The organism is Desulfopila sp. IMCC35008 (assembly GCF_010646885.2).
In the GTDB taxonomy this organism is placed as follows: Bacteria; Desulfobacterota; Desulfobulbia; order Desulfobulbales; family Desulfocapsaceae; genus Desulfopila.
Genome location: NZ_CP050700.1, coordinates 1,821,272 through 1,835,094, shown reverse-complemented (window position 1 = coordinate 1,835,094; position 13,823 = coordinate 1,821,272). Strand labels below are relative to the sequence as shown.

Here is a 13,823-nt window from a genome sequence, read left to right as displayed (position 1 = left end):
AAATGGGTAACTACGGACACCTAAACGACAAAAGGGTTACAGACATGATCTGTAACCCTTTGAAATAACTTGGAGCCAGCAACCAGGATCGAACTGGTGACCTACGCTTTACGAGAGCGTCGCTCTACCAACTGAGCTATGCTGGCTTTAGCTCTGCCTATATAGCAGGTAATTATTGAAAATTCAACTATAATGAAATATAAAAGGCAGATCAGAGAGTCCCGAGAAAAGATGATTTTTTAGGTCATAATTCAAACATGTTACAGCCCTCCCTATTATGCCATCCAGGATAAAGAGATCAGGATATACGTTCCTGCCTTACTGCTTACTCACTGTTTCCATTCTACTTTTATTGGGAGGGTGCACAAGCGAAAAGGAACGGACTTTCGGTTCATGTGTTACATGCCACGAACAGGATCATACCGGAAGTAGTCATGAATTTGAATGCACCTCCTGTCATGGAGGTGATAGTACCCAGGACAGGCTTGAACTCGCCCACATACAACTTATTCCCTATCCCGCCCATCCTGATCATATGGAAAGCAGTTGTGGCCAATGTCATGATAAAGAGTATCGAGGAGTGGCACAGAGCCCGCACCTTACCTTGAAAAACAAGGTGAACCTGATTCGTAAAACCTATGGGGCAACCGAAGACCTTCCCTCTTTAACAGATGTCCCGGTACATGAAGATCCGGCAAACAGCCTGGAGCTGATAGATGACATGCTGCGCAGACGCTGCCTGAGCTGTCATCTCTATTATCCTGGAGAATCCTACCCTGCCACAATTCATGGTACAGGATGTGCCGCCTGCCATCTGGGATACAAGGACAAGGAACTTGCAGACCACAAATTTCTTGATCAACCAACTGATGAACAATGCTTGTCATGTCATTATGGCAACTATGTCGGAGCCGATTATTACGGTCGTTATGAACACGACCTTAATATTGAATACAGGACTCCTTATTATACCAACCGTAACTCACGCCCTTACGGTGTGGAGTACCACCAACTGGTACCGGATATTCATCACCAAAGAGGAATGGAATGCATTGATTGCCATTCAGGTGTTGAACTGATGAAGAGCGGGAGCAATCAACCTGTAACGTGTGAGTCCTGTCATGACGGGAAAAAACTTGAACTACATTTGCCGCAAGGTGTATCTGGGGAAAATGGTACTTTCACTTACACATCAAGACGTTCAGGGAATCTTCATCCGCTGCCCCTCATGAGCCACCCGGCGCATAAATTCAACAACCGTGTACAGTGCCAGGTTTGTCACGCCCAGTGGGCGTTTAACGACTCTACGACCCACCTCCTGCGCTCAGATCTCGATGATTATGAGAATTGGGACAGGTTAACCGTTCAAGGAAGTGCTGAACTCGAACAACTACTCGAACACAATCTTGACTATGCCAATGAGGAGCTCCCGCCCACAATGGCCGACAAAATTACCGGCGATATATTGCCGGGAATATGGTATAAAGGTTATTCTACAAGAAGATGGGAAGAGGTTTTGACCGGGATTGATGAGAGCAACAGGCTGGTCGTCATGCGTCCCATACTCAATTATTCTCTTTCCTGGATAGATGAAGACGAAACGATCAGGTATGACTCACTTACGACACCGGCACCCGATGGCGGAATGCGCCCCTACACCCCGCATACGACAGGCCCTGCCGGTCTTTTTTACGAGCAAAGGATCCGCAATTTTCTCGGCCGGGGTATATCGAATACATCTCAGGAGCAATAAAACCTCTGAGAGTTACCCGATACACTCTTCTGTTTGAGAACATTTATAATGACAGGCTTTTTTTCCTTCTTCTATCCGGCTGGACGGCCATCGGTAAAAACATTTTTTGCCCTGACTTCCTCACTGCTCTTTCTCCTCAATTCTGTTCTAGCCACAGAATCTTTCTGCCGCATCCATCCGACTCAAAAACCGTATGTTATCGAACGGGTAACCTATTTTCCCATACCGACATCGAAAGGGTATGTTGAAGAGGGTATTGCCTCCTGGTATGGACCGGATTTTCATGGTCGTCCCACATCGAACGGGGAACGGTATGATATGTTCCATATGACCGCCGCCCACAAAACCCTGCCCATGAACACCGTGTTGCTGGTGCAGAACATTGACAATAAACGTGAAGTGGTGGTACGGATAAATGACCGAGGACCATTTGTACGTGGACGGGTAATTGACCTTAGTTACAAAGCGGCCAAACAACTCGATATGGTGGGTAAAGGAACGGCTAGGGTACGTATTGTTGCGATGGCCAGGGAAACAGCCTTAGCCCAAAATGGTAAAGGCCCCGGCTTGCCTGATCTTCGACACGGGGAGTTTTACATCCAGATCGGTTCGTTCTCCCGCCGCCAAAACGCTATTAACTTGCAAAAACGATTCACAAACGCTGGACATACCACCATCATTCAGAAATATTTTGGTCCGGGAAAGACCTTTTACCGAGTACAGCTCTATGCGGGAAAAGAGTTGGATAAGGCTCGCAGGGCAGAAAAAGCCCTTTTACGCCATGGTTACACCGGAGCCTTCGTTGTTGCCAGATAATCGGTCGAACTCGAGAACCCTCTGAATGAGGCTGAAAAGCTTTTCATGGTCTTTTACTCCAGGTTCTTTTTCGACTCCTGAATTTATATCAATCCCATAAGGTCTTACAGAGGACACGGCAGCTTCAACATTCTCGGGGGTTAGACCTCCGGCCAACATAAAGGGAAGATCGAGTTTGAGTGACTCGATCACAGACCAGTCGAAAACCTCTCCGGTACCTCCCTCCTGTCCTTTCACATAGGTATCCAGAAGGTAGCCATCTACGAAATCACTATATTTTTTGAAATCACCAGCTGAAGAATCGGCCCCAACCCGAAAGGCCTTAATGACGGTACACGGAGAGGCCGTCTTACGGAGTACCTGGCAATAGTCCGGTGTTTCCTTGCCATGCAGTTGAATGGTTGAGAGATTGCAGTATCGTGATATCTCTTTTATTTCCACCGGGTCCTGATCCACAAACACGCCGACAAAATGAACAAATGGTGGTAGTCTCATCGTGATTTCACGTGCTTTCTCCGGCGAGATATACCGGGGACTCGAATCGACAAAGATGAAGCCCAACGCATCCACTCCGCAATCGATTGCAGCTGTTGCATCATGAAGAGTTGTTGTACCGCACACCTTGATCCGTGTTCTTCTCTGCATTAATCTATCCTTAATTAGTTCACGCCCGAAGACTCGTTATGAACGTAATTCGCTTAACAGTGTGCCGGAACTACCCGCTCTCATCAACGACTCACCGATCAGAGCTGCGGCAATGCCCTCGTCGGCAAGACGATCTATATCTTCTTTTGACTTGAGACCGGACTCGCTGACCACCGGAGTTCCCTCCGGAATTAACTTTTTGAGACGAAAGGTGGTGTTCAGGTCCATCGTGAAATCTTTCAGGTTCCTGTTGTTGATACCGACAAGAGCTGCCCCGCTTTCAAGTGTCACCTCAAGCTCCTGTTCATTATGAACCTCTACTAACACATCCATGTCATATTGTTCAGCCTGCTGACGGAGATCCCGGAGTTGGTATAGATCGAGTATGGCGGCTATGAGCAGGATAGCATCAGCACCGTGGGCCTGGGCCTCGCGAACCTGTAAGCTGTCGATAATAAAATCCTTTCGAATTACCGGCAATTTCACGGCCTCCCGAACCTGCATAAGATACAAAAGCTGCCCCTGAAAGAAATCCACATCTGTAAGCACCGATAGAGCCTGCGCACCGCATTTCTCGTAGTTTACGGCAATGGCAACCGGATCAAAATCCGGGCTGATAACCCCTTTTGAAGGGGATGCCTTTTTAGCTTCCGCAATAATGGAGACGCCAACATATTCTGTCAATGCTCTTATAAAACCACGGGGTGCCGCAATCTCTTTCTCACGAAACTGTTCTGGCAGGAGAATGCCGGATTTATGTAATTGGGCTACTTCTTCCTTTTTCTTCTCAACAATTGTATCAAGAATCATACTTTCTTTTGCACCTTGTTACGGCAGGATCAATTATTTGCTGAAAACGTAATCAGCTGCTGCAGTTTGTCCAGCGCTTTTCCTGAGGAAACGAGCTGCCGGGCCATCTCGACGCCTTCTGTGAGGGTACCGACTTTATCTGCAGCCAGAAGTGCTCCTGCACTATTAAGAAGCACCATGTCCAGCTTAGGCCCCTCCTCTCCCCTCAGCACTGCACGAACCTGATCGGCTGACTCTTCCGGAGTTGCACCACCTTTTATCTGTTCCATCGTGGCTCGCTGAAGGCCGCAATCCTCAGGGGTTATAACATACTCAGAGACCTTCCCGTCTTTGCCTTCTGCAACATACGTCTCACCGGTAATGGTCATCTCATCAAGATTACCCTCACCCCAGACTACCAGGGTTCGCTTCATGCCCAGACGAACCAGAACCTCTGCCAGTATTGATGTCAGCTCCTTGGCAAAAACACCAGTCAGCTGAACATTTGCCCCGGCCGGGTTGGTCATTGGCCCCAACACATTAAAGACTGTACGGATACCTATTTCACGTCGTGGTCCGATGGCGTGTTTCATGGCACCATGAAGCATCGGGGCAAACAGGAAACCGATACCCACTGTTTTGACACACTCGGCGACCTTTTCAGCTGGCATACTGAGGTTAACGCCGAGCGCCTCCAGCACATCAGCACTTCCGCATTTTGAGGAAACCGCCCGGTTACCATGTTTCGCGACAGGAATCCCGGCTGCGGCAACGATAAATGAGGTTGTGGTTGAAACATTAAAGGTACCCGCACCGTCACCACCGGTCCCGACGATATCCATCAGGGTTTCCCCGCCTGCGGTATCGACACCCGTATCGACAAAGGTCGCTTTTTGGCGCATTACTTTTACAGCACCTACAATCTCATCAATGGATTCACCTTTCATACGAAGTGCAGTAATAAACGATCCGATCTGAGCGGAAGTGGCCTCCCCGCCCATAACCTGGTTCATCACCTCCTGCATCTCAGCTTCTGTTAAACTACCCTTTTCGACTACCCTCCGTATACCTTCGCGAATATCCATCCTAAACCTCTGTGTGCCTTCTCTTTATAGACTCGATATATAATAGCCACCTATCTTGGCGAACGACTTTACCTCAACATTTCCGGATAATCTTCATCCATGAAATTCTTTAACAATCTGATGCCTGCCGGGGTCATTATTGACTCCGGATGAAACTGAACCCCCTCAATGGGCAGTTCCTTATGACGAAGTCCCATAAGTTCACCTTCATCTGTCCGGCAGGTTATTTCCAGACAACCCGGTAACGTCTCTTCATCTACAATGAGTGAATGATAACGCATACCGTCAAAAGGATCGGGCAGATCCGTGAAAACACCCTTACCGTCGTGGTGCATGGGACTCGTTTTTCCATGCATGATACGTGAAGCACGGATTGTCTTTCCGCCAAACGCCTCACCCATAGACTGGTGACCCAAACAAACACCGAGTATAGGCAGGCGTCCACTGAAGTACGTGATAGCCTCTATTGAGATACCTGCTTCCTGCGGTGTACATGGCCCGGGGGAAATAAGTAGTCGACGGGGATTGAGTTGTTCAATTTCCTTAACGGTGATCTTGTCGTTACGGAATACCTTGATTTCCTCATCCACCCCTTCATCACGAAAATTACCCATGATGGTCTGTACAATATTATAAGTGAATGAATCGTAATTATCTATTAATACAAGCATCTTAAAAACCCTTTTCAGCCAGTTCCAGTGCCCTACGCAGCCCCATGGACTTATTTATGGTTTCCTCATACTCTTTCTCAGGATCGGAATCGGCCACAATACCGGCTCCCGCCTGGACATACAGGTTCTTGCCTTTCTTAATGAACGTACGGATGGTGATGCAGAAATCCATATTGCCTGAAAAGCCGAAATATCCTACAGAACCGGCGTATGGACCACGCCTTTCAGGTTCCAGCTCATCAATTATCTCCATAGCCCTGATTTTTGGTGCGCCACTGACTGTCCCTGCCGGAAAGCAGGCAGCCATCAGATCGAACTGATCCTTGTCTTCGGCAATAACTCCATGCACACCAGAAACAATATGCATCACATGGCTATAACGTTCAATGACCAGCAGGTCGCGCACTTCAACTTCTCCACCCCTTGCTACACGTCCAACGTCATTTCTGCCCAGATCAACCAACATGAGATGTTCTGCGCATTCTTTTGGGTCGGCCAACAGCTCTTTTTCGAGTGCGAGGTCTTCTTCTTCTGTGACCCCTCTTTTCCTGGTGCCGGCAATTGGTCTCAGCTCAATGGTATCTCCCTCCTTGCGAACCAGAATCTCCGGCGAAGATCCTATCTGCACGATCCCACCTAACTTGAGGTAAAACAGATAAGGACTTGGGTTAATATGTCGAAGAGCCCGATACAGAAGGGTAGAAGAAAGTTCTGTCTGGGTATGGAACCGCTGGGAAAGAACTACCTGGATGATATCACCTGCCCTGATATACTCTTTGGCCCGCTTTACCATATCATGGAATTTTTCCTTATCCATGTTGGAGGTAAAGTTATGGTGATCTTTACTTTTGCCGTTCCCTTCCTGAAGAAATGAATGAGGTACAGGCCCCTGAAGTCTGGCGACCACCTCATCGATTTCTTTTTGTGCCTCACCGTAGAGGTGTTTTTCGTTCCCCTCATCGCCAACCCTGATCCAGCAGACCACGGTCACCTTTTGTTTCAGGCTGTCGTAAGCAACAACTATCCGGGGAATCATAAAAGAGGAATCAGGAAATTCCAACTCTGCATGGGAGTCGGGCAGATCCTCCATGAAACGAACCATATCGTATCCGAGATAACCGACAGCACCACCACAAAAACGCGGCAACCCCTCCAACTCTGCTGCCTTAAAGTCGGAGAGCAGGTTTCTCAGGCAAACCAGCGGATCTGTCTTCAGACTTTTCTCCCTGATACCGGTGCGACCAGTTTCAGTAATGGTAACCTGATCACCTTTCGATACAAACGTGAGCAGTGGGTCAAACCCAATAAATGAGTATCGGCCCCACTTCTCACCACCTTCCATACTTTCAAACAGGAAGGTGTGGTTATGGTCTTCAGCTACTTTGGCAAAGAGCGTAAGCGGCGTATCGAGGTCGGCAATGATTTCTGTAAATACCGGTACCAGGCGCGATTCTTCCAGCATGCTGGAAAATCCGGCAAGGTCGGGGTAATAATTTCTCTCAGACATGGGGATTACGAAAGGGTTGAAGCTTATGGATAACAACTTGTTACTCAAGTTGGCAACATACCAATAACATAATAAAAATGTCCAGCATCTTGAGGCAGAAAACAAAAAAAGCCGTGGAATCAATGATTCCACGGCTTTTCAATTCAGCTGCCTACTCCCGGTTTATACCGGTCGGCATGGTCGCAATCAGACAAGAGGCTGCATCTTGTTTACACGCTTCGTGAGTCGTGAAATACTACGTGATGCTGTTTTCTTGTGAATGGTGCCCTTTGACGCTGTTTTGGCAACAACAGAGATGGCCTGTTGCAATGCCGCTTTCGCTTCTTCCTCGGAACCTGCAGCGATGAGTTCATTCACCTTTCGCAGTTCTGTCTTCATACGGGTTTTGTTCATACGGTTACGAAGACGACGAGCCTGGGATTGACGATTTCTTTTCTCTGCGGATTTATGATTAGCCACGAATGAATTCCTCCTGTTTATCACTCTCGTATATTTAGACCGGGTTTACCGGTTACATATTACTTATGCGGACCTGACATAATATTACCGTCCCATCCTGCACGTATTTTTATCGGAAAAGAAGAGATTTATAATATACTATTCCCTGCAAGTCAACACATATCGCAACGATTTCGTGCGGTCCTGTTTCAATTTATCGTTTGTCAGATACTTTAAGAAATCAAACATTTTTTCAGACTTACATCATAAACAGGGCTATTAAATATAGCATGTTGTTGTTTTTTTATAGATTTTAACACAACAGCTAAGATAGAGTGCGACAAAATAACACTTTCCCAAGGTCTTCTGGTAATTGACACAGAGGATATAGTTGTTGTAACATTTTACCAAACCGTGACAAATGGGACAAGATCCGCGATGGTAGTTCCAACCCGTTAATTTAATATTATTTTCCTTCTAATTTTTTTTTGACAGCTTTTAGGGAGTAAGGTACTAAAGTCATCAGGATGTCACAAAGATAAACGTTGCTGCACTCGCGACGAAAGACACTTTTTCAGGATAAACAATGGGATTCCCTAAGGTAGTATTCAGGATAGTCGAGAATCGTAGCTGTCCTCTGTATCTGTATGGCGATTCGTTCAACTTGACGGGTATTGCCATCCCCATATCCAGTAACAAGGAAAATACCTTTATCACCACTGCCATTGTCAATTACCCCGATGACAAAAAGGTGTGTAAAATCCTCAATGGAGATCTCGCTAAAATCATCATTCAGTATGAGAGAGGCGACCAGATCCCCGTTTGCATGATCAGCTGTAGCGGTTGTACAGGATCAATCAAGTTGGAGCATTCACGCGACGACAGGCTTCAGTTTACAGGCTCGGACCAACAGTTATCAAACGAAATCGGTTCGATGGTACACATGCTGAGCGACTTTGCCTTTTTCAAGTATATTGACGAAAAAAACTTCGATACGGTTATCAGCTTCTTCCAACTGGTAAAGTACCAAAAAGGCGATATTGTTATTCGCAAGGGAGACCCCGGCGGTCATTTTTACATTGTTGTCTCAGGCATGGTCAATGTCCTCAATGATGCAGGACTTATCATATCCAGCCTGGGAAAAGGCGATGTCTTCGGAGAGATGAGCCTTATCTGCAACGACTCCGTTAATGCGACGATCCAGGTTGTTGAACCGACTTCCATACTTTTCATCGACCAGAGAAATTTCAAGAAAATCCTCGACCGTTTTCCGGCCATCCAGCTCTTTTTCTCAAGGCTTATGGCCGAACGACTAAAAATTTCCAACCAGATCAGGGCCGAGGATCTCTCATCCGGAATGATAGGAAATCTTGCGGAAATACCTCCGGAGGCACTGTTCCAGACACTGAACGCCAATACCAAGACCGGCATCCTGACCATCACCGAGCTCTCGAAAGGAACAGCCCGATTCTCGTTCAGGCAGGGGTCCCTGATAAAAGCCAAGTACAACGATTATGTAGGCGACTCCGCATTTTATCAGGTATTAAAGGAGAGTACCGGCCGGTTTCGGTTCACCCCTGGCATTCCACCGGAAGATTTCGAAATTCCGGAAATCGGCTTTTTTATGAAACTGCTGATGGAAGGTATGCGACAGGTGGACGAAGGTCGAGGTAAGAAAACAAATTAACCCTATTCCAGTTTTCCAAGGTAGTTAAAGGTCGGCAGTTTAGGGAGTCGGGCAACTCCTGAAAGCCGGTCGCTTATTTCCTGGAAATCTTTTTTGGTGCTCCTGCCACCGGTGGTATCAATGATCACATAATCAAGCCCCAGCCGTTTTAGTTCGTCCAGATACGGCAACAATGAAAACGGCCGAAGCGGACGGGTCAGGGTAACACCATCTCCCTTGCTGATTACGAAATTCTCCTGCTTCGGGCTCACAATTGGTTTTTCATGCTGGAAGAAAGAAGCATCGATTCTTGATGTGAAGAGTGGTGGTGCACCATACACGGTCAATCCCAACCGCATGTTCCGTTTTCCACCACCCCTTGAAGCAGCTGGTACATGAAGCTGCTTGTAACCGAGCAATGCTTGTCGAAGGCTTTCCTTATCCGCCTCAATTGACAATTGCGCGTTTTCCAGACCAGCTTCGGCAACCGTTAACAAAGCCTGATTATTTATGAGGTTCAGGCTATAATCACCACTAAGAAACACCCGTTCACCGCCAAAAAAGAAAACCTGACTCAAGTGCCCTATCTGAAATGAACGAAAACCAGCCCTCAGTAAGGTCCGGATCTGTTTTTGATACTTGGCGATTCCCCGATCACTGATAACAGTCGGCAAGGCCCAGATGACAGAACGCATCCTTTTACCCAGCATTTTCTTTAACTGACCGGCCTGCTGAACATTATAGCGATCCATCTCAATAAGGAATCGGTCAGGAGTCAGCTCCATTTTGGTCTGCAGGGTTCGCACCGAGTCGACCCGGAGCCACCACTCCAGTGGAAGTTTAGATCCTCTGCTCCTTTTCGTACCCGGTCTCTGCTTTCCCTGTTTCGTGCCTTTCAGGATAGTGCTGCCTTGTAACTCCTCAGCATGAGCAGTTTCCCATACTCTTCTCCTGATATCAACCTGGTCCCGCTGGAGCTGTTTCCGAAGAGTAATAATCTCAGCTTTAAAAGGCGCTGTTGGCAAGCCCTTCGTGCCACCATCTCTATGAGCCGTATCAACCTTGTAAATATCTACATGCTCGAACGAATCGGTCAATTTTTCAGGGATCGGCAGGGTTACCGTTTCATCATTCTTTGCATTATTTTGTTCATCTCCCCTGACACGCATTTCCTTTAAGGTCACAGCGACACGTTCACCCGAGGGCTCTGGATGAAATCGAAGACGATCACCCACCACAAGAGGTTCTTTCAACTTCAGTTTCAGAAAATTCCCAGCACGTTTTGCCCTCCCCAGATGCAGCCCCATATTGCCGGAATGATAGGGACTGATGGCATGCTCCGGTTGCGGTGACAGAAAATACCCGGAAGAAGCCTTCCTCGCCATCGCCGCCGCAAGATGTACTTTGGCCTCCTCAATTGCCGTATCAAACTCATCGTCTCCGGCATCAATAACCAGGCGATAGGCGCGCACCACGTTCTCAACATAGTTGGCTGAGCGCAACCTACCTTCAATTTTAAGCGAAGAAATGCCTATATCCCGCAGGTCCCTGACGACCTCAAGCCCCTCCAGATCGCTCATGGAAAACAGGTAATGTCCTTTTTTCTGAGGACTTGCCTGCTTCCCTTGCTTTTTCTGGGAATAGGATCGTCTGCATGGCTGGACGCAACGTCCGCGCATACTGCTCTTACCACCAAGGTATGATGAAAACAAACAGAGACCCGAATAGGAAAAGCACATGGCACCATGAACGAAAACCTCAAGTTCGACATCGATTTTGGAGCCAATGTGGTGAATTTCCTCCAAGGTTAACTCCCTGGCAAGAACAATCCTCTCACAGCCCAATCCCGCATAATAATCCACAGCCATGAGGTTATGCGCGCCCATCAGGGTCGAGGCATGATATTTTAGTTGTGGGAAATAGTTGCGAAGCAGGTTTATGATGCCCAGGTCCTGGACGATCAGCGCATCAGGTTGCAGCTGCTCCAGAACACCAAGTGTCTCCAGCACATTGGGTAGATCATGTTCGAGCAGAAGACTGTTGGCGGCAATATAGATCTTCTTATTGACAGATCTGCAATAACGTATCATTGCCGCTATCTCATCAAGCCGTATATCTTTCGCCAGGTTCCGGGCATTAAAACCAGGCGCACCGACATAAACGGCGTCAGCACCGGCTTCTAGTGCGGTAAAAAAATTTTCGGCATTGCCTGCCGGGGCCAGTAACTCCATGAAAAACTATGCGCTCTCTATAATGACTTCATTCCTGTCGCTGTTCTCTTCAAGCAACACCTGGATTCGTTCGTTGGGGAGGATTGTGGTTTGCATCCCGGAATAATCTGCTTGAATGGGCAGCTCCCTGCCACCCCGGTCAACCAGTACTGCCAATTGTATGGAGGTTGGGCGGCCATAATCCATGATGGCATCCATGGCCGCTCTGATCGTCCGACCGGTGAACAACACATCATCCACCAGCACCAAACGACAGTTATCGACGTCAAACGGGATATCCGTTGTCCTGACCACCGGGTTTACAGATGTAAGAGACCAATCGTCGCGGTACAGGTTGATATCAAGGCTGCCATAATTGATGCCGACTTTACCCCGTTTTTCGAGCAGCCTGCACAACCGTTCAGCCAGATAGACACCGCAGGTGTGGATGCCAACAATGGCAATCTCATCACAATTGTGGTTTTTCTCAAGAATCTGCAGTGCCATACGCTGCAGTCCAAGATCGATATCCTCACTGCTCATGATAGTGCGTTGTTTCATACTCACGACGCCACCCGTTCCCAAAAAAATTCTATCCCCTTCTCATTCACCAGGTTAATCGCCTCAGGAAAAGCCTCACACTCAATATCAAACACTTTGGAGGCGACAGAATCGACATCTTCATCGTAACCGAGTGCTACGCATTTCTGCAGAATGATCGGCCCGTCATCATACTGTTCATTTGCAAAATGGACAGTACAACCACTGACCGTACAGCCCTTAGCCAGTACCGCCTCGTGTACATGGTGGCCATAAAATCCTTCCCCGCAGAAGGAGGGAATCAGCGCGGGATGGATGTTTATGACCCCTTTTCGTAAGTTTGGCGGTGGTTCGTATAACTTCAGGTAACCGGCCAGGCAAACAATATCGACTGAATAATCAGCTATGATCTTGTTTATTGCCTCATTATCGGAGCCATGAAAGGCGGGGTACCCGTATTTTTCTGCTTTGGTAAGGCCAAGGGCATTGCCCACATTGGAGATCACAACCTGGATTTCAGCCTGAAGTGTACCGGCCTGAATCCTCTCGTGAAAATTATCGAGGGTTCTGCCACTGCCTGAAAGCAGGACCGCCATTTTCAGCATTTTACTCTCCCTTGAAATAGTCGTTTGAGTCCACATCGACCCCTGCCAGCCATTTAGCGATAGCAGTATCATAGGCGGAGGTGAGTTCAAATACCTTCCGGGCCAGGATAAAACGGGTTTTCAGCGTTGTATTACCACTCTCTTTAATTTCTTTTAATACCTGAGGATAATCGGCAGGATCAACAATGACAGTCACATCATTAAAATTCTTGGCAGAGGCTCGCAACAAGGTCGGACCGCCGATATCTATGTTTTCTATAGCATCGCCCAGGGTGCAATCGGGATTGGCAACGGTTTTTTCAAAGGCATACAGGTTGACCGCCACCAGGTCAATATTTAAAAGACCATGCTCTGCACACTGTTTCTGATGTGTATCATTGGCACGCTGATTGAGGATGCCTCCGTGAACCTTAGGATGAAGGGTTTTGACACGACCGTCCAGCATCTCCGGAAATCCGGTGAATTCTGAGACATCCTTAACCGCAACCCCTGCCTCACGGATTTTTTTGGCCGTTCCACCTGTTGAAAGTATCTCAATACCCAGTTTTGCCAGTTCTGCAGCAAAGCCTTCGATCCCCGATTTATCTGTCAGACTTATCAGTGCTCTCTCTATTTTTGCCATTGTACTTCCCTCTTATTGGTTTTTACGTATAAATTCCTTGATTTTACGTCTGTCCCTCTTACCAGGCTTGGCTGTCGGCGGGGTATGCCCGGCGTTTGTCATGCGTCGCAAATCACGTTGATTCGCCCTTTGAAGAATACTCTCTTCCGACTCCACGTACAACTCCTGTGCTTCGGATGCTGGACGCCGGTACTTCGAGACCCCAAGAATGGTAATACGAAATTCGTATATTCCTTTCTGTATAGTAAGCTTATCACCGACTGTTACGCAATGGGCAGCCTTTATACGGGCATCGTTGAGATGCACCTTGCCGCCATTTACCGCTTTTGCAGCAATGGAGCGTGTTTTAAAAAACCGAGCGGCCCACAACCATTTGTCTATACGTAACTTTTCCTGTTGTTCCTGCACGGGCTTCCCCCCGAGTTGCCACCAGGACCTGATCCTGAATAGGTAAAAAAAGTAAAAGATAAAGATTA

The 13,823-nt window shown here is 47.6% G+C and carries 13 protein-coding genes, 1 tRNA gene and 1 pseudogene; 3 read left to right on the top strand and 12 right to left on the bottom strand.

The features are described 5' to 3' along the window. Positions 1–70 precede the first annotated feature (70 nt). Positions 71–146, bottom strand: a tRNA-Thr gene (locus GA520_RS08075). Positions 147–277: 131 nt separating this feature from the next. Between GA520_RS08075 and GA520_RS08070 the strand changes: the two genes are divergently transcribed. After that, on the top strand, positions 278–1,753 hold the full coding sequence (locus tag GA520_RS08070; protein WP_163339338.1) for a hypothetical protein: 1,476 nt from the start codon (positions 278–280) through the stop codon (positions 1,751–1,753). 48 nt (positions 1,754–1,801) lie between these two features. Further along, positions 1,802–2,569: a septal ring lytic transglycosylase RlpA family protein gene (locus GA520_RS08065; protein WP_163339339.1), complete on the top strand. Its 768-nt coding sequence runs from the start codon at positions 1,802–1,804 to the stop codon at positions 2,567–2,569. Here the strand turns inward: GA520_RS08065 and GA520_RS08060 are convergent. The 6 genes from GA520_RS08060 to rpsT form a co-directional block, all read right to left on the bottom strand. After that, entirely contained in the window at positions 2,528–3,214 is a 687-nt protein-coding gene (locus tag GA520_RS08060; RefSeq protein ID WP_163339340.1) for a phosphoribosylanthranilate isomerase, read from the bottom strand. The genes GA520_RS08065 and GA520_RS08060 overlap by 42 nt on opposite strands. A 36-nt stretch (positions 3,215–3,250) precedes the next feature. Beyond that, a complete protein-coding gene (gene trpC / locus GA520_RS08055; protein ID WP_163339341.1) occupies positions 3,251–4,024 on the bottom strand; it encodes an indole-3-glycerol phosphate synthase TrpC in 774 nt (257 codons plus the stop codon). A 29-nt stretch (positions 4,025–4,053) separates the two neighbouring features. After that, entirely contained in the window at positions 4,054–5,088 is a 1,035-nt protein-coding gene (trpD, locus tag GA520_RS08050; protein WP_163339342.1) for an anthranilate phosphoribosyltransferase, read from the bottom strand. A gap of 68 nt (positions 5,089–5,156) precedes the next feature. Beyond that, on the bottom strand, positions 5,157–5,759 hold the full coding sequence (locus GA520_RS08045) for an aminodeoxychorismate/anthranilate synthase component II (protein WP_163339343.1): 603 nt from the start codon (positions 5,757–5,759) through the stop codon (positions 5,157–5,159). Position 5,760: 1 nt separating this feature from the next. Further along, positions 5,761–7,266, bottom strand: coding sequence for an anthranilate synthase component I (gene trpE / locus GA520_RS08040; protein ID WP_163339344.1), 1,506 nt, complete (start codon positions 7,264–7,266; stop codon positions 5,761–5,763). 186 nt (positions 7,267–7,452) lie between these two features. After that, positions 7,453–7,725 (bottom strand): 30S ribosomal protein S20, encoded by a 273-nt coding sequence (gene rpsT / locus GA520_RS08035; protein WP_163339345.1) that lies wholly within the window; start codon positions 7,723–7,725, stop codon positions 7,453–7,455. Positions 7,726–8,290: 565 nt separating this feature from the next. Between rpsT and GA520_RS08030 the strand changes: the two genes are divergently transcribed. Further along, complete coding sequence (locus tag GA520_RS08030; protein WP_163339346.1) at positions 8,291–9,391, top strand: cyclic nucleotide-binding domain-containing protein; 1,101 nt, start codon at positions 8,291–8,293, stop codon at positions 9,389–9,391. A gap of 2 nt (positions 9,392–9,393) precedes the next feature. Here GA520_RS08030 and GA520_RS08025 read toward each other — a convergent pair whose 3' ends face one another. From GA520_RS08025 to GA520_RS08005, 5 genes and pseudogenes are all read right to left on the bottom strand, one after another. Further along, the gene (locus GA520_RS08025; protein WP_163339347.1) at positions 9,394–11,601 is read right to left on the bottom strand and encodes a peptidase U32 family protein; all 2,208 of its coding nucleotides are present in this window, start codon (positions 11,599–11,601) and stop codon (positions 9,394–9,396) included. Between the two features lie 6 nt (positions 11,602–11,607). Continuing rightward, positions 11,608–12,141 carry a bifunctional pyr operon transcriptional regulator/uracil phosphoribosyltransferase PyrR gene (gene pyrR / locus GA520_RS08020; protein WP_163339348.1) on the bottom strand — a complete coding sequence of 178 codons (534 nt, stop codon included), beginning with the start codon at positions 12,139–12,141 and terminating at the stop codon, positions 11,608–11,610. A 2-nt stretch (positions 12,142–12,143) separates the two neighbouring features. Continuing rightward, positions 12,144–12,725, bottom strand: coding sequence for a phosphoribosylglycinamide formyltransferase (locus GA520_RS08015; RefSeq protein WP_163339349.1), 582 nt, complete (start codon positions 12,723–12,725; stop codon positions 12,144–12,146). A gap of 46 nt (positions 12,726–12,771) precedes the next feature. Next, positions 12,772–13,347: pseudogene (locus tag GA520_RS08010) on the bottom strand (IMP cyclohydrolase); the annotation flags it as partial. Between the two features lie 12 nt (positions 13,348–13,359). Continuing rightward, the gene (locus GA520_RS08005) at positions 13,360–13,755 is read right to left on the bottom strand and encodes an RNA-binding S4 domain-containing protein (RefSeq protein ID WP_163339351.1); all 396 of its coding nucleotides are present in this window, start codon (positions 13,753–13,755) and stop codon (positions 13,360–13,362) included. Positions 13,756–13,823 lie beyond the last annotated feature (68 nt).